Annotated in this window: 14 protein-coding genes; 11 read left to right on the top strand and 3 right to left on the bottom strand. The window is 72.1% G+C overall.

Annotated elements, in window-relative coordinates; all coding sequences use genetic code 11:
* Positions 1 to 13: 13 nt before the first annotated feature.
* A complete protein-coding gene (locus ABFX54_RS35060; protein WP_346110951.1) occupies positions 14 to 1,492 on the bottom strand; it encodes a sialidase family protein in 1,479 nt (492 codons plus the stop codon).
* Between the two features lie 100 nt (positions 1,493 to 1,592).
* Positions 1,593 to 2,711, bottom strand: a complete 1,119-nt coding sequence (locus ABFX54_RS35055) for a globin domain-containing protein (RefSeq protein WP_346110950.1) — start codon at positions 2,709 to 2,711, stop codon at positions 1,593 to 1,595.
* 488 nt (positions 2,712 to 3,199) lie between these two features.
* On the opposite strand from ABFX54_RS35055, the gene ABFX54_RS35050 reads away from it, so the two are divergent.
* The 3 genes from ABFX54_RS35050 (at position 3,200) to ABFX54_RS35040 (ending at position 5,671) form a co-directional block, all read left to right on the top strand.
* Positions 3,200 to 3,886, top strand: coding sequence for a gamma-glutamyl-gamma-aminobutyrate hydrolase family protein (locus ABFX54_RS35050; RefSeq protein ID WP_346110949.1), 687 nt, complete (start codon positions 3,200 to 3,202; stop codon positions 3,884 to 3,886).
* Positions 3,887 to 3,895: 9 nt separating this feature from the next.
* Complete coding sequence (locus ABFX54_RS35045; protein WP_346110948.1) at positions 3,896 to 4,810, top strand: alpha/beta hydrolase; 915 nt, start codon at positions 3,896 to 3,898, stop codon at positions 4,808 to 4,810.
* A 75-nt stretch (positions 4,811 to 4,885) separates the two neighbouring features.
* Positions 4,886 to 5,671 carry an enoyl-CoA hydratase/isomerase family protein gene (locus ABFX54_RS35040; protein WP_346110947.1) on the top strand — a complete coding sequence of 262 codons (786 nt, stop codon included), beginning with the start codon at positions 4,886 to 4,888 and terminating at the stop codon, positions 5,669 to 5,671.
* A gap of 396 nt (positions 5,672 to 6,067) precedes the next feature.
* Here the strand turns inward: ABFX54_RS35040 and ABFX54_RS35035 are convergent, their stop codons facing one another.
* Complete coding sequence (locus ABFX54_RS35035; RefSeq protein ID WP_346110946.1) at positions 6,068 to 6,655, bottom strand: class I SAM-dependent methyltransferase; 588 nt, start codon at positions 6,653 to 6,655, stop codon at positions 6,068 to 6,070.
* 128 nt (positions 6,656 to 6,783) lie between these two features.
* Here ABFX54_RS35035 and ABFX54_RS35030 point away from each other — a divergent pair, with 128 nt between their 5' ends.
* The 8 genes from ABFX54_RS35030 to ftsR all read left to right on the top strand — a co-directional run bounded on the left by ABFX54_RS35030 (position 6,784) and on the right by ftsR (position 15,539).
* Positions 6,784 to 8,388: a sensor histidine kinase gene (locus ABFX54_RS35030; RefSeq protein ID WP_346110945.1), complete on the top strand. Its 1,605-nt coding sequence runs from the start codon at positions 6,784 to 6,786 to the stop codon at positions 8,386 to 8,388.
* Positions 8,385 to 9,074, top strand: coding sequence for a response regulator (locus ABFX54_RS35025; RefSeq protein ID WP_346110944.1), 690 nt, complete (start codon positions 8,385 to 8,387; stop codon positions 9,072 to 9,074). The genes ABFX54_RS35030 and ABFX54_RS35025 overlap by 4 nt, the downstream gene beginning before the upstream one ends.
* 45 nt (positions 9,075 to 9,119) lie before the next feature.
* Positions 9,120 to 9,716, top strand: a complete 597-nt coding sequence (locus tag ABFX54_RS35020) for a phosphoribosylanthranilate isomerase (RefSeq protein ID WP_346110942.1) — start codon at positions 9,120 to 9,122, stop codon at positions 9,714 to 9,716.
* The gene (locus ABFX54_RS35015) at positions 9,709 to 10,629 is read left to right on the top strand and encodes a GNAT family N-acetyltransferase (RefSeq protein WP_346110940.1); all 921 of its coding nucleotides are present in this window, start codon (positions 9,709 to 9,711) and stop codon (positions 10,627 to 10,629) included. Before ABFX54_RS35020 ends, ABFX54_RS35015 begins: the two co-directional genes overlap by 8 nt.
* A 320-nt stretch (positions 10,630 to 10,949) precedes the next feature.
* On the top strand, positions 10,950 to 11,531 hold the full coding sequence (clsA, locus tag ABFX54_RS35010) for a cardiolipin synthase ClsA (RefSeq protein WP_346110939.1): 582 nt from the start codon (positions 10,950 to 10,952) through the stop codon (positions 11,529 to 11,531).
* A 4-nt stretch (positions 11,532 to 11,535) separates the two neighbouring features.
* A complete protein-coding gene (locus tag ABFX54_RS35005; protein WP_346110938.1) occupies positions 11,536 to 14,058 on the top strand; it encodes a sugar phosphate nucleotidyltransferase in 2,523 nt (840 codons plus the stop codon).
* A gap of 250 nt (positions 14,059 to 14,308) precedes the next feature.
* Positions 14,309 to 14,821 (top strand): double zinc ribbon and FHA domain-containing protein, encoded by a 513-nt coding sequence (locus tag ABFX54_RS35000; protein WP_346110937.1) that lies wholly within the window; start codon positions 14,309 to 14,311, stop codon positions 14,819 to 14,821.
* Positions 14,822 to 14,912: 91 nt separating this feature from the next.
* Positions 14,913 to 15,539: a transcriptional regulator FtsR gene (gene ftsR, locus ABFX54_RS34995; protein ID WP_346110936.1), complete on the top strand. Its 627-nt coding sequence runs from the start codon at positions 14,913 to 14,915 to the stop codon at positions 15,537 to 15,539.
* Positions 15,540 to 15,657: the final 118 nt, after the last annotated feature.

Here is a 15,657-nt window from a genome sequence, read left to right as displayed (position 1 = left end):
CCCCGCGCCCGGGTCAGCGGGCCGTCGGGGGGAGGGCCGGGTGGGGGTCGCCCGAGGCGATGGCCGCCGCCCTGGCCACGGTCGGCGGGTCGCCGCTCATGATCGGCAGGCCGCCCGTGACGGTGTGCGTGCGGACGTCGAGCACGCCGCCCGCCGGCGCCGCCGCCACGGCGAACGCCGGGAAGGCGCTGCCGCCGGGAACGATCGAGACCGAGAGGTAGTCGCCCGCCATCCGGCCGTCCGCGGTGGCGGCCAGCCAGCCGGGCGACATCGGCCCGGCCAGCTCCAGCGGCGGCGACCAGCTCGCCCCGCCGTTGGAGGAGGAGGTGTAGGCGACCGTGAGGCGGCAGGTCGCGGGCGTGCAGAGGGCCTCGGGGTAGCGGTAGTACACGAGCGCGAGCCTGGCCTGGTCGCCCGCGCTCTCGCGGTCCACGCCCAGGCCGGGGATGAAGTGGTCGCCCCCGTAGGCGGCGACCCGGGCGGCCTCGCTCCACGAGGCGCCGGTGGCCGAGCGGCTCAGCACGATGTCGTTGCCGCCGCAGTCGGTCTGGAAGCGGCAGTCGTGCCAGGCGACGTACACGGCGCCGCTCGCGTCGGTCTCCGCCGACGGCAGCGGCGCGGCCCGTAACCCGCCCGCCACCGCGTGCCGCTGCGTCTCCGCGACCAGCACGCTCTCCTCCCAGCTCGCCCCGCCGTCGCGGGAGCGGACCGAGCGGATCCGGCCGTCGTTGCCCAGGTACGGGACCACCACGGCCCCGTTCGGCCGCACCACCGGCTGCCCGCCGATCCCCGTGGCGGACGTGCCCGTGACCTCCCAGCTCAGGCCGCCGTCGGAGGAACGGGCCAGGTGGATCGCGTTGCCGTCGGCGTGGTCGTCGTACAGGACGTGGCAGCGGCCACGGAACGGGCTTTGCGCGCCGTTGTCGCAGACGATCCACGGCTTGTCCAGGTCGCCTCCGCCCGCCACGGCGGTCGTCACCGGTCTGTCCCAGGTCACCCCGTCGGCCGAGCGGCTGGTCAGCACCGCCGCCCCGGTGAGCCCGCCCGCGTCCGACAGTGCCAGCGAGGCGATCAGCCACACGCCGTGCCGGGCGTCGAAGGCCACCGACGGGTCGCTGACCCGCGCGTACGGCCCGCCGCCCGGCGTCGTCAGCCCGGGTAACAGCCCCTTCGCCCAGGTGGCGCCGTTGTCGGCGGAGGTCGCGAAGGCGATCCCCGACGCGCCCGCGTCGTGGAAGCGGCCCGACTGCTGCGCCGCCACGATGGTCGAGCCCCACTGGAAGGTGTCCGATCCGGCCTGCGTGCCGCGCTGGCCCGCGCCGTCGTCGGCGGTGTCGTCGGCGGTGTCGGCGCCGAGCTCGGTCAGCGGGACGCCTGCCCCGTCGTCGGCGCGAACGGGAACGGGAACGGCGAGCAGGGCCGCGATGAGGACGGCCACTTCGATGACGGGGACGAGTCCGCCGATTCCTCGGCGCCGGGCGGGGGCTGGCACAGTCCACCTCCACTTGGCGTGTCCCATCCAGATGGCACCGCCCGACCCCCTGCTGTCAACCTCCCGATCAAGAAATGGGACACTTCCGGCCCCGGAGGGCTCATCGTTCGGCGTGGGCGACGTCCCGGTGGATGCGGACCAGGGGCACGCCGTTCCCCTGGAGACGGCGCACGGTCTCGTTGACCATGGCGGCCGGGCCGCACACGTACACGTCGTGGTCGCTCCAGGAGCGCAGGCGCTGCGTCACCTCGGGCAGATGGCCGCGCATGCCCTCGTAGCCGGGCTGGCCCGACACCACCGGCAGCACCCGCAGCCAGGGGAACGACGACTCCAGCCTGATCAGGTCGGGCAGGTCGTACAGCTCGTCGGCGCTGCGAGCCCCGTACATCAGGTGGATGGCGGGACGGCGTCCCGAGGAGATGATGGACTCCACGATCGCCTTGAGCGGTGCCAGCCCGGTGCCGCCGGCCACGCACAGCACGTCGCGCACGCTGTTCTCGCGCGGCGTCATCGTGCCCATGGGCGGGCCCAGCATCAGCGTGTCGCCGACCTTGGTGTGCCTGATCAGCGCGGTCGAGACCCAGCCGCCGGGCACGGAGCGGACGTGCAGGGTGATCGTGTTGTCCGGGCGCGGCGCGTTCGCGATCGAGAACGTGCGCCACACGCGCGGCCAGCGCGCGGTCTGCACGCTCACGTACTGGCCCGGCGTGTACGGCAGCCGCTGCGTCGGCCGCAGCGTGGGCACCGCGATGTCGCGGTGCCGCCGCTCGTGATCGACGACCTCGGCCAGCCACCAGGCCGGGGAGACGCCGGCGTCCGACTCGGCCGCCCCGATCATCAGGTTGGCCGCCGCCGAGTACGCCGACACCCAGGCCGCCTCGATCTCGTGGTTCCAGATGTCGGCGGCGAAGCGCCTGATCGTGGCCAGCAGGGCGTTGCCCACGGCCGTGTAGTGCTCGGCGATGACGCCGTACTTTCGATGGTCCCTCCCGAGTTGCCCGAGGAAGCCCGCCAGCCCGTCCGGGCTGTCCAGGCTCCAGACGATCCGGACCAACGAGCTGAACAGCCGGTCCCGCTGCACGTCCATGGCGGGCGGGAACATCCCGCGCAGGTGCGGGTTCTCGGCGAACAACCGGCCGTAGAAGTAGGCCGTGGCCTTGTCGGCCACCGGCTCGATGACGGAGAAACTCTCTTTTACCAGGCGCGGATTCAACGACATATATCCAACCCCACCCCTTGACCGGAAACGCGTTCCGGCTTTCGTCGTTCACCTCCCTGACGGTTCCGGGTCACGAGCGCGGGACAGGCCCCGGCACGTCCGTGCGCTCGAATTCGAGTGTTACACCACCGATGACCCCTCACAACCGTTTCCCCCGATACGGTGCGAAGCGGAACTACCTGTAGTGGTTTCGTGATTCTCCGCGTCCGGCCGCACGGGATTTTCGGATGGCCAAGATGAATGAAATTAATATTCGCCTTCCGTGGCCCGGGAAAGGTCGTTTCCGGGGATTTCCGCGAAGCCGGGGACGGACGCCCCGCCCGGGCCGCCGCGGGCCGTCCTCCGGCGGCCGCCGGAGGCAAGTGACGGGCAGGGATCTCGGGGAGGGGTGACATGTCGGAAAGGGAGTGCGCCATGATGGGGCAAGTGGCCGTCATCTCGAACCGGCTGACAGCCGCCCGAACTCCACCCTGCACCCTGGAGATCGCATGTCCCGTCCGCTCATCGGCATCACCGCCTACTTCGAAGCCGCGCGCTGGGGTGACTGGGTGCGCGAGGCCGTGGTGTCCCCACCCTCCTACGCCAAGGCGGTCATCCGGGCGGGAGGCGCGCCCGTGGTGCTGCCGCCGCTCGGCCCGCACGCCGTGGACGACTACGTACGCGGCCTGCGGGGCATCGTCCTGGCCGGCGGCGTCGAACTCGGCGCCGACACCTACAACGGCGAGCAGGACGAGCACGTCGCCGAGCCGCAGAGCCACCGCGACCGGTTCGAACTGGCCGTCGCCAGGGCCGCCATCCGCGCCGACGTGCCCATCCTGGCCATCTCCAGGGGCATGCACGTGCTCAACGTCGCCCAGGGCGGCACGCTGATCCCCTGGCTGCCCGAGGTGCTCGACAGCGACCGCCACGCCGTCCCCGGCGCCGTCCACACGATCCAGGTCAGCGTCTCCAGCAAGCTCGGCAAGGCCGTCGGCGACCGGATCGAGGTGAGCGCGCCGCACCACCAGTCCGTACGCCGCCTCGGCACCGGCCTGCTGGCCGTGGCCTGGGCCGAGGACCAGATCGTGGAGGGCGTGGAACTGCAGGGACACCGCTTCGGGGTGGGGGTGCAGTGGCATCCCGAGCGGGGTGAGGACAATCGGCTCTTCGATGCGTTCATGGAGGCGGCCCGGTAGGCTGCGATCATGCCGCTGCACCCCCAGGCGCGGGACTTCGTCGCCCAGAACTCGTCGGTCGCCGGTGCCGGCCTGTCCTCGCTCAGCCCCGCCGAGATCCGCGAAATGCGTGAGCAGGACCTCCTGGCGCCCCACCGAGGGCCGCTGACGAAGCTGCCGTTCGTCCGTGACGAGCGGGTCGGCGACGTGCCCATCCGCATCTACCGCGCCGACCCGGGCGACGGCCCGCTGCCCGTCGTGGTCTACTTCCACGGCGGCGGCTGGGTCTTCGGCAGCGTCAAGCGCAACGACGCGACCGGCCGCGGCCTGGCCATCGGCACCGGCGCCGTGGTCGTGTCGGTCGACTACCGGCTGGCTCCGGAAGATCCGTTCCCCGCCGCCGCCGACGACGCGTGGACCGTGGTGCGCGACATCTTCGCCCGGCCCGCCTTCTACCAGAGCAACGGCAGCGTCGCCGTGATCGGCGACAGCGCCGGCGGCAACCTGGCCGCCGTGGCCGCCTGGCAGGCCCGCGACGCCGGCCTCACCCTGGCCCACCAGGTGCTCGTCTACCCGGTGCTCGACGTCGCCATGGACACCCCCAGCTACACCGAAAACGCCAAGGGCCTCGGTCTCGACGCCGCCGACATGGCCTGGTTCGCCGAGCAGTACGCCGCGGGCACCGACCCGGCCGACCCCCGCCTGTCGCCGCTGCGCCTGCCCGACGTCACCGGCCTCGCGCCCGCCACCGTCGTGACCGCCGAGTACGACGTGCTCAGGGACGAGGGCGAGAGCTACGCCGCCCGGCTGGCCGAGGCCGGCGTGCCGGTCGAAATGCGCAGGTACGACGGCATGGTGCACGGCTTCTTCGTCCTGCCCGGTCTGTTCGACCAGGCCGTCGAGGCTGGCGACTACGTGGCGGAACGGCTGCGCGCGTCGTTCTGAGTCCATACCGGCCGACATCACGAAAGACATCGCGAGCGGGGGAGCGATCATGACGGCGACGACGGGGGAGCGGCTGTGAGGGACGCCTACGACAAGCTGCTGCTCGACACTCCCGCCGAGGGCGTTCTGCGCATCACCATCAGCGAGCCGGGCAAGCTCAACGCCGTCGACGCCACCGCCCACCGCGAGCTGGGCGAGGTCTGGCGCGACGCCGACCGCGACGACTCCGTCAGGGCCGTCCTGATCAGGGGAGAGGGCCGGGCGTTCTCGGCCGGCGGCGACCTGTCCATGATCGAGGACATGATGCGCGACCACGCCACCAGGCTGCGCGTGTTCGCCGAGGCCCGCGACATCGTCTACAACGTGCTCAACTGCTCCAAGCCGATCGTCTCCGCCATCCAGGGCCCCGCCGTGGGCGCCGGGCTCGCGGTCGCGCTGCTGGCCGACATCTCCGTCGCCGGCCGTACCGCGCGGATCATCGACGGCCACACCAGGCTCGGCGTCGCGGCCGGCGACCACGCCGCGATCGTCTGGCCGCTGCTGTGCGGGCTGGCCAAGGCGAAATACCACCTGCTGCTGTGCGAGCCCATGACGGGCGCGGAGGCCGAGCGGATGGGCCTGGTCAGTCTCTGCGTGGACGACGACGAGGTGCACGACAAGGCGATGGAGATCGCCGTCAGGCTCGCCGCCGGGTCACCCGAGGCGATCAGGCTCACCAAATACTCGCTCAACAACTGGCTGCGCCTGGCCGGGCCGTCCTTCGACGCGTCCCTCGCGATGGAGTTCCTCGGCTTCACCGGCCCCGACGCGGCCGAGGGAGTGCGCGCGCTGCGCGAGAAGCGGCCGCCCGCGTTCGGCTGAGCCTGGTGTGCTTGCCCGAGCCCCGGGTAGCGGGAGCCCATGGAGGACCACAGGGGGGTGGACCTGCCGAGGCTCCGGCATCGGGAGGCCGCGGCCCCGTCCGCCGAGGCCGAGAACGCAGCCCGGGCGGAGGGAGCCGGCGCCTGCCGGCGGCTGGTGCGGTCGCCGGTGGTCCGCGGGACTACGGGGAGGAGGCCAGGAGCACGTACGCCCGCCGCGACAGGGCGGGCGACCCGGCCTGAGAGCCGGTGCAGAGCCGCGGGGCGGTCCGAGCGTCCGCGTCACGAGGGGTTGAGCAGGAGCTCCCCGGTCAAGAGGCGCGGCCCGTCCGATCCAGGCGCCGATCGGGCGGCCGGCCACCCCGTGCCTTCCCGCCGAACACCCGCGCGTCGCCCGTCAGCGGGGGCGGCGGGCGTGGAAGACGAAGGCCGGCGGGGTGTTGCGCCACACCGTACGCCCCTGCACGACCTCCTCGAACCGCTCCGCCAGCAGCGCGCGGAACCGCCGCGCCGAACTCAGCGGAATGGCGTGAATGTAGGAGAACGTGGTGAAAGCCGCCCCAGGGTTCATCGCATCCGTCACCGCACTCAGCAACTCGTGCTGCAACTGCTGGGGAAAGGCCGCCCACGGCAGCCCGCTCACCACCACGTCGGCCCGGCGCAGCCCGCGCTCGCCGAGCAGCTCACACAGCCGGGAGGCGCTGTCGTTGACCACGTCCACCGTGGGGAAGCGCTCGGCCAGCAACGTGGCCATCGCCTCGTTCAGCTCCACGGCCAGATGGTGGCCCCGCCCGCCCAGCCGCTGCTGGATCTCCACCGTGAACGAGCCCGTGCCCGGCCCGAGTTCCACCACGATCGGCTCGCCCCGCTCGGGGATCGGCGCGCAGACGGCCGACGCCAGCCACCGCGAACTGGGCGCGAGCGCGCCGACGGTTCCGGGGGAGCGCAGAAACTGGCCGAGGAAGAGTGCGGTGTCGTTGGACATGACCCGAACCTAGGCTACTGGAGGGCATGAACGCTCCCCCCTCGGGGCGGAGCTGCGGCCACTTGGAGGAGGCGGTGTCCTCCGCGCGGAGGATCAGCAGCTCACACGGGGCCTATACGGTGTGTTCCATGCGTTGGCGCGGTGTGCCGCTTGATGTCCTGCTCGCGGCCTCTGGAGTGGGTCTCGATCTGCTGACCACGGCGAACGCGGGCGACACCGAACATCTGCCCATGGAGACGAACCTCCTCATGGCGCTGCTCGTCGGGCTGCCCATGGGCCTCGTCCGCCGCCGCCCCGTGGCCGTCTCCCTCTATCTGGCCGTCGTCCTGGCCGTCACCGACCAGCTCGGCTCCTTCACCTCCAACACGGCGCAGATCCTCGTCTGCGTGGCGCTGGGAGTGGCGGGATACAGCGCGCCGGTGCGCTCCACCGCCCTGGCCGTGATCGCCACGATCTTCGCGACCGCCTTCAACATCGCCGACCCCGGCATCGCCCTCACCGGCAACATGTGGATGTACTCCGTGCTGCTGCCCGTCTTCCCCGCCGTGCTCGGAGCATATCTGCGCAGCTCGGCCGAGCGCCTCGACGAGAGAGACGTCACCCCTGACGCGCTGCTGGCCGCGGGCGGAGTCGCGATCACCGTGCTCAGCACCTGGACCAGCTGGCACTCCGGCACCCAGCCCGTCTGGGTGGTGGGGCTGCTGGCCGTGGTGGGCGGGCTGTCGCTGGGCATCGCCAGAAGGTGGCCCGGCCTGGTCTTCACCCTCCAGGGCATTCTGCTCGTCTCGGCTGACATCTACCTCAACGAGGCGGTCGGTACGTGCCTGATCCTCACCCTCATCGCCATCGGGGTGTTCGCCATGCGCGTGGTGTCGTGGGCCTGGACGCTGGCCGCGTACCTGACCGGCTGCCTGCTCAGCTCCATCGCCGTCGTCGGCGACGACACCGAGATCACCGGCTTCCGCGTCGGCATCCTGCTGACGCTCGTCGCCACTCCCATCGCGATCGGCCGCTACCTGGGCATGCGCCGCGCCGCCGTCGCCTCCGAACGGCTGCGCGCCGAGGAGGCCGCCCGCGCCGCGGTCGCGCAGGTGCGCGCCGACCAGCTCGCCGAGCGCGAGCGCATCGCCCGCGACGTGCACGACATCGTGGCCCACCACGTCGGCGCGATGGTGCTGCGGGCCAGCGCCGCCCGCTACACCGCGCCCGACGGTCCCGTCGCCGACGCGCTCAACGACATCCGCGAGACCGGCCACCAGGTGCTGCAGGACCTGCGCGACCTGCTCGACCTGCTGCGCGACCCCGAGCGGCAGCCCGACCTGCTGGCCAACCCCGCCGACGTCGTACGCGAGTCCGCCGAACGCATGGCCGCCGCGGGCCTGCTCGTGGACCTCGACCTCGACCCGGCGACCGACCAGGCCCCGCTCATCGCCCGCACCTCAGCGGCCCGCATCGTTCAGGAAGGACTGACCAACGTGCTCAAACACGCAGGCCCCGGCACCCGGGTCCGCGTAACCGTGTCCCCCGGGGAAGAAGGGCTGGACGTGGAGATCCGCAACGGCCGCCCGCCGACCGCGATCGAGCGGCTGCCCTCGTCCGGGCGTGGCCTGGCCGGCATGCGCGAGCGGGTGCGCACCGTCGGCGGCACCCTCAGCGCCGGCCCCGACGGCGAGGGAGGCTGGCTGCTGGCCGCCCACCTGCCCACCCGCCTGCCGCAGGGGAACGCGGCGTGATCCGCGTGCTGGTGGCCGACGACCAGGCGCTCGTCCGCGCGGGCGTGCGCATGCTGCTGCAGGCCACGGGGGACATGGAGGTGGTGGCCGAGGCCGAGGACGGCGCCGAGGCCGTCCGCCTGTCCGAGCGGCACCTGCCCGACGTCATCCTGATGGACCTGCGCATGCCCAGGGTGGACGGGCTCGAGGCCATCAGGCGGGTGCTCGCGGCCCGGCCCGGCACCAGGGTCGTGGTGCTGACCACGTTCGCCGAGGACGGCAACGTCTACGCCGCGCTGCGCGCCGGCGCGGTCGGCTTCCTGGTCAAGGACGACGACCCCGAGCGCATGGTGGACGCCGTGCGCCGGGCGGCGGCCGGTGAGCAGCTGCTCGCGCCCTCCGTGCTGCGCCGGGTCGTCGAGCGCTTCCTGGCCGCCGAGGAGCAGGCCGCCGCCCCCTCCGCGCCGCCCGGGCTGACCGAGCGCGAGCTGGAGGTCCTCGCCCTGGTCGGCACCGGCCTGTCCAACGCCGAGATCGCCGAGGAGCTGCACGTCGGCGTCACCACGGTCAAGACCCACATCGCCGCCGCCATGGACAAACTGGGCCTGCGCAACCGGATCCAGGCCGCCGTCGTCGCCCACCGCATCGGCCTGGTGGACGCCGCCTTCCGCCCCGTACGCCCGCCCCGCGGCGGCCCCACCGGCTGACCGGCGCGCTCCCGGTGGCGGCCCGCCGCCGCTAGAGTCGGAGACGTGTATGTGAAGATCTGCGGACTGAGCGAGCCGGAACACGTGGCCACCGCCGTGCGGGCCGGCGCCGACGCCATCGGGTTCGTCATGACCCGCAGCTCCCGCCGCGTCTCGCCCGAGCGCGCGGCGGAGCTGGCCGCGCTCGTCCCCGGCCATGTGCTCACCGTGGGCGTGTTCCGCGGCGAGGACCCCGAGACGGTCAGGGCCGCGGCGCTGACCTCCGGCGTGCGGGCCGTCCAGCTGCACGGAAACCACCCCCACGGCGACTTCACCGCGCTGAAGGACCTCGGCGCCGGCCTGATCAGGGCCGTGGACGCCCAGGCCGACCTGCGCTGCGGCGCCTACGACGAAGACCTGCTCATCGTCGACGCCCCCCAGGCGGGCTCCGGCCTGCCGTGGGACTGGGCGGCGGTGCGCGGCCGCCCCTCCGGGCAGTGGATGCTGGCGGGCGGCCTCGCTCCGGCCAACGTGGCCGAGGCGATCGAGGCCGCGCGGCCCTGGGGGGTCGACGTGTCCAGCGGCGTGGAGAGCGCGCCGGGCGTGAAGGACTCCGGCCTGATCGAGGAGTTTCTGGGGGAGGTGCGGCGGACGCGTGGATGAGCTCGCCAGGGGCCCCGCCCTCGATCGCGGGGGCGCGGCCGGCGACCTGGCACGCGCCGTCGCCTTCCTGCACGGCTTCGCTCGCCGCAGGGCGCCGGTGGTGCGGCCGGTGCCGGGCGGCTTCGCGGTCCTGGACGATCGTTACCCCGGCTCGTACGACGACAACAGGCTCATCATCCGCGAGGCCCCGGGCGACGACCTGGAACGGGCCGCCGGACTGCTGATGGCGACGGCCGACGAGGCGCTCGCGACGCGCGGGCACCGGCTGGTGTGCGTCGACGACGACCGGCTCGGCACATCCTGCGCCCCCGCCTTCACCGCCGCCGGCTGGACCCACGAGACCAACCTGGTCATGACCTTCCACGGCCCGATCCCCGCCACCCCGCCCCCAGCCACGCCTTCACCCGCGTCCCGGGCGGCGTCCCCGGCCGCCTTCTCCGCGGCGCCCCCGACGGCGCCCCAGGCCGCATCCCAGGCAGTGTCCTCAGCCGGGCCTCCGCCGGTTGAGGTGCTCGGACTGGAAGAGGTGGTGGGGGTGTTGCGGCGCGACTGGAGGGAGTCGCTGCCCGAGGCGTCCGACGAGACGATCGACGCACTCGCCCGGCGGGCGGAGGCGCGGCTGCTGGGTGCCGCCACGGTCGGCTTCCGTGGCGTGCGCGCCCCCGGCGGCGACATCGCCACCAGGGCCGACCTGTACGTCCACGGCGGCGTCGCCCAGATCGAGAGCGTCTTCACCGCCGAGCCGCACCGCGGCCAGGGCTACGCGAGGGTCCTGATGCACGCCCTGCTCGCCGAGGCGGCCGAGGCGGAGCTGATCTTCCTGCTGGCCGACGCCGACGACTGGCCCCGCCACTTCTACACGAGCCTCGGCTTCGAGATCGCCGGCCGCACCCACGCCTTCCTCCGCACCTGACCGCCCGTTGACGCATCCGGCCGCTCAGCGCCACCTGACCGCCCAGCCGTGCCCGACCGTGCAGCGGTGGTTGACCGCCTGCGCGTATCCGGCCGTCTGGTGGGACCCCCGACCGCCTGGCCACACACCTGACCACCCGGCTGTGCCTGGACGTCCGAGACCTGGCCGACCGTCCGGCCGGGCTCGATCGCCTGGCCGCGCCCGGCCACCCGGCCCGTCCCAGAACCGGTTCGGCCGTGTGACCAGGGGGCGGGCAGGGTGGGGAGAGTGGGTGTGAGCGGGGCCGCTGCGTTGGAGTTCCACGCAGTAGGGTCTCCTGCGTGAGCGAAACTTCCGCCGAGGACCGGATCTGGACGGTTCCCAACCTGCTGAGCTTCCTGCGCCTCCTCGGCGTCCCCGTGTTCCTCTGGCTGGTTCTCGGGCCCAAGGCGGACGGATGGGCCATCGGGATCCTCGCGGTGGCCGGGTTCACCGACTGGCTCGACGGAAAGATCGCCCGCGCGTTCAACCAGATCAGCAGGCTCGGCCGGATCATCGACCCGGCCGCGGACAAGCTCTACGTCTTCGCCACCATCCTCGCCCTGCTGCTGCGCGAGGTGATCCCGTGGTGGCTGGTGATCGTCATCCTCGCGCGCGAACTCTTCGTCGCGAGTTTCTTTCCTGTACTTCGCAAACATGGGTACAAGGCACTTCAAGTGCATTTTCTGGGCAAGGCGGCCATGTTCAACCTCATGTACGCCTTCCCTCTGCTCTTCCTCGCCTCCCACACTGGGTGGTATGCCGATATAGCCCGAATTGTCGGGTGGGCCTTCGCGCTCTGGGGCACGGGCCTGTACTGGTGGGCGGGGGTGCTGTACGGGATACAGGTGCGGCGGCTGGTAAGCGCGGCCAAGAAGGGGTGATCGGGTGAGGGCGGTCGTCATGGCGGGCGGGGAGGGCACTCGGCTGCGTCCGATGACCGCCAACCAGCCCAAACCCCTGCTCCCCGTGGCCAACCGCCCGATCATGGAACACGTGCTGCGCCTGCTCAAGCGGCACGGCGTCACCGAGACGGTGGTCACGCTGCAGTTCCTGGCCGCCCTCGTGCGCAACTACTTCGGCGACGGCGACGAGCTCGGCATGAGCCTCCAGTACGCCACGGAGGACCTCCCCCTCGGCACCGCCGGCAGCGTCAAGAACGCCGCCGACCGCCTGCGCGACGATCGATTCCTGGTGATCTCCGGCGACGCCCTGACTGATATCGATTTATCAGACATGGTGCGATTCCACCGAGAAAATCAGGCATTAGTGACGATCGGTCTGAAACGGGTCCCCAACCCTCTCGAATTCGGCATCATCATCGTGGACGAGGAGGGCCGCGTCCAGCGCTTCCTGGAGAAGCCCACCTGGGGCCAGGTCTTCTCCGACACCGTCAACACCGGCATCTACGTCATGGAGCCCGAGGTCCTCGACGCCGTCGCGTCAGGCGAGCCCGTCGACTGGTCCTCGGACGTCTTCCCCGCCCTCCTGGAGCGCGGCGCCCCCATCTACGGCTACGTCGCCGACGGCTACTGGGAGGACGTCGGCACCCACGAGAGCTACCTCAAGGCTCAGGCGGACGCCCTGTCGGGCAGGGTCAGGCTGGACATCGCCGGGTTCGAGCTGTCCCCGGGCGTCTGGGTGGCCGACTCGGCCTCGGTCGACCCCGACGCCGTGCTCAAGGGCCCGCTGCTGATCGGCTCGTACGCCAAGGTCGAGGCGGGCGCGGAGCTGCGCGAGTACACCGTGCTCGGCAACAACGCCGTCGTCCGCGAGGGCGCCTTCCTGCACCGCGCGGTCGTCCACGACAACGTCTACCTCGGCCCCGGCGCCCACCTGCGCGGCTGCGTCATCGGCAAGAGCACCGACGTGATGGCCGGAGCCCGCATCGAGGAGAACGCGGTCGTCGGCGACGAATGCGTCATCGAGGCGGAGGCGTACGTCTCCAGCGGCGTCAAGGTGTACCCGTTCAAGACCATCGAGGCCGGCGCGGTCGTCAACACCAGCGTCATCTGGGAGTCGCGCGGCCAGCGCAACCTGTTCGGCCCCAGGGGCGTCAGCGGCCTGGTCAACGTCGAGATCACCGCCGAGCTGTGCGTCCGCCTGGCCAGCGCGTACGCCACCACGCTGAAGAAGGGCGAGCACGTCGTCACCTCCCGCGACTGCTCGCTGGCCGCCAGGGCGCTCAAGCGCGCCGTCATCGGCGCCCTCACCGCCGGGGCCATCAACGTCCTCGACCTGGAGGCCGCCCCGCTGCCCGTGGCCCGCTTCCACACCGCCCGCGAGTCGGCCGCCGGCGGCATCGCGCTGCGCACCACCCCGGGCGACCCGCAGAGCGTGGACATCGTCATCATGGACGGCCGCGGCGCCGACCTGCCCCCGGCGGCCCAGCGCAAGCTGGAGCGCGTCTTCTCCCGGCAGGAGTTCCGCCGCGCCTTCCCCGGCGAGATCGCCGAGCTCACCTATCCGGCCAGGGCCGTCGAGGACTACACCCACGAGCTGCTGCGCCACGTCGGCGTGGCCGGCGTCAAGGACATGAAGGTGGTGGTGGACTGCGCGGGCGGCACCTCCTCGCTGGTGCTGCCGACGCTGCTCGGCCGGGTGGGCGTCGAGGTGCTCACCGTCAACGCCCGCCTGGACGACGTCTCGCCCACCGAGACGCTGGCCGGGCGCCGCCGCGACCTGCAGCGCCTGTCCGAGCTGGTCGGCTCCTCGCGGGCGGCGTTCGGCGTGCGCTTCGACCCGGTCGGCGAGCGCATCGCCCTGGTGGACGAGCAGGGCCAGCTCATCGACGAGGAACGCGCCCTGCTCGTCGTGCTCGACCTGGTGGCGGCCGAGCGCAGGGGCGGCCAGGTGGCGCTGCCGGTCACCACGACCAGGGTCGCCGAGCAGGTCTGCCGCTTCCACGGCGTCCAGGTGCAGTGGACCTCCACCGCGCTCGACGCCCTGACCTCCGCCGCCGCCGGCCCCGACATGATCTTCGCCGCCGACGGGCGCGGCGGCTTCGTGGTGCCCGAGTTCAGCCCGGCCATCGACGGGCTGGCCGCGTTCATGCGCCTGCTCGGGCTGGTGGCCCGCACCCGCCTGTCGCTCAGCCAGATCGACGCGCGGATCCCCGAGGTGAAGCTGCTGCGCCGGACGGTCCCCACGCCGTGGGCGGCCAAGGGCGCCGTCATGCGCTCGGTCATGGAGGCGGCCGAGGCCGAGCCCGACGGCCGCCGCGTCGACACCACCGACGGCGTGCGCGTGGCGCACGACGACGGGAGCTGGGTGCTGGTGCTGCCCGCCGCCGCCGAGCCCGTCACCGACCTGTGGGCGGAGGCCGGCGACGTGGACGGCGCCCAGACGCTGCTCGAACGCTGGGCCCGCATCGTGGAGCAGGCGGCGGGCCGGCCCGGTCACGGAACGTGATCGGAAAGGCTTTGCCGATGATGTGCGCGGAGAGTGCCGCAAGATCGTAATGTAGAAACGCGCGGCGGCATGGACCACGGGGCGGGGGCGGCGGTAACTTTGTCTGCGTCCGAACCAACGTGCAGCGCCCCGCCTTGACCTTTGCCGCTGATCAGCGTAAGTTGCGGCATTCGCAAACTTGAAATAGCGAAGCGAGGCGCGCCCCAGAGCACCGTCGCCGCGTCTTCGCGGTAGGAGGCCGAGCCGATCGATGCCGAGCGTCTACTGCACGCAGTGCGGGCACGCCAACCCCGAGGATGCCCGTTTCTGTTCCCGCTGTGGGTCACCGCTGACCAGGCCCGAGGTCTCCGGGGACACCACGTCGACGATCTCCGTCGCGGGAATAGAGGCGTACGAGGCTGAGACAGGCGACATGCTCCTGGCCGAGCGGGCGCTGGTCGAGCAGCTGCCGCCCGGCACGGCGTTGCTCACCGTCACCAGGGGCCCCAACCAGGGCAGCCGGTTCCGGCTGGACAAGGAGCTGACCACCACGGGGCGCCATCCGGAGAGCGACATCTTCCTCGACGACATCACCGTCTCCCGCCGCCACGTCGAGTTCTACCGCCACCGCGGCGGCCAGTTCTCCGTGCGCGACGTGGGCAGCCTCAACGGCACCTACGTCAACAGGGAGCGCATCGAGGAGGTCCCCCTGCACTCCGGAGACGAGGTGCAGATCGGCAAGTTCCGCCTCGTCTTCCTGATGCGAGGCAACTCCGGGGTATGAGCGGGCGGAGCGAGAGACCCATGGACACGGCCTCCGCACGCCCGCGGCCACGGGAGGCGGTCGCGTGAGTTCTCAGGCGGCACGGTCGCACATGAGCATCGGGGAGGTGCTCGCGCTCCTGCAGGGCGAGTTCCCCGATGTCACGATCTCCAAGATCAGGTTTCTGGAGGGCGAGGGGCTGATCGAGCCGGAGCGCAGCCCCTCCGGCTACCGCAAGTTCACCCACCTCCACGTGGAGCAGCTGCGCTTCATCCTCACCGAGCAGCGCGACCACTACCTCCCGCTGCGGGTGATCAAGGACCGGATGGCCGAGAGCTTCGGCCGGCCACGCGAGGTCCGGCAGACGCAGGAGGTCAGGCTCGACCGGGCCGAGCTGCTCGAGGCCGCCGAGATCGACGAGGAGACGCTCGCCGAGCTGGAGGACTACGGCCTGCTCGTGCCCGTGGCCAGGCGCTACGACGAGGAGGCGCTCAAGGTGGCCCGCGCCGTGGGCGCCCTGTCCCAGTTCGGCCTGCACGCCCGCCACCTGCGGGCGGTCAAGGCCGCGGCCGAGCGCGAGGCCGGGCTCGTCGAGCAGACCGTCGCCCCGATACTCAAACGGCGCGCCCCCGGCGCCATCGGCGAGGCCGACGAAGCCGCCAGGGAATTGACCGCGCTGCTGCTCGACCTGCACGCATCCCTTGTACGCACGGGCGTCCGTTCGGTCCTGGGGCGTTGAGAGCGTCGCGAGCTGCCAGGCGCGGGCACATTCGAGGCCTGCCGGGTGTTACGTTGAATTGAAGAAGCCATGTCAGCAGAAGTGATGACCGAAGAGCTGTGCCGGGTGACCGGTCAGG

Source organism: Nonomuraea maheshkhaliensis (assembly GCF_039529435.1).
Classification (GTDB): domain Bacteria; phylum Actinomycetota; class Actinomycetes; order Streptosporangiales; family Streptosporangiaceae; genus Nonomuraea; species Nonomuraea maheshkhaliensis.
This window is presented reverse-complemented; position numbering and strand designations above follow the sequence as displayed.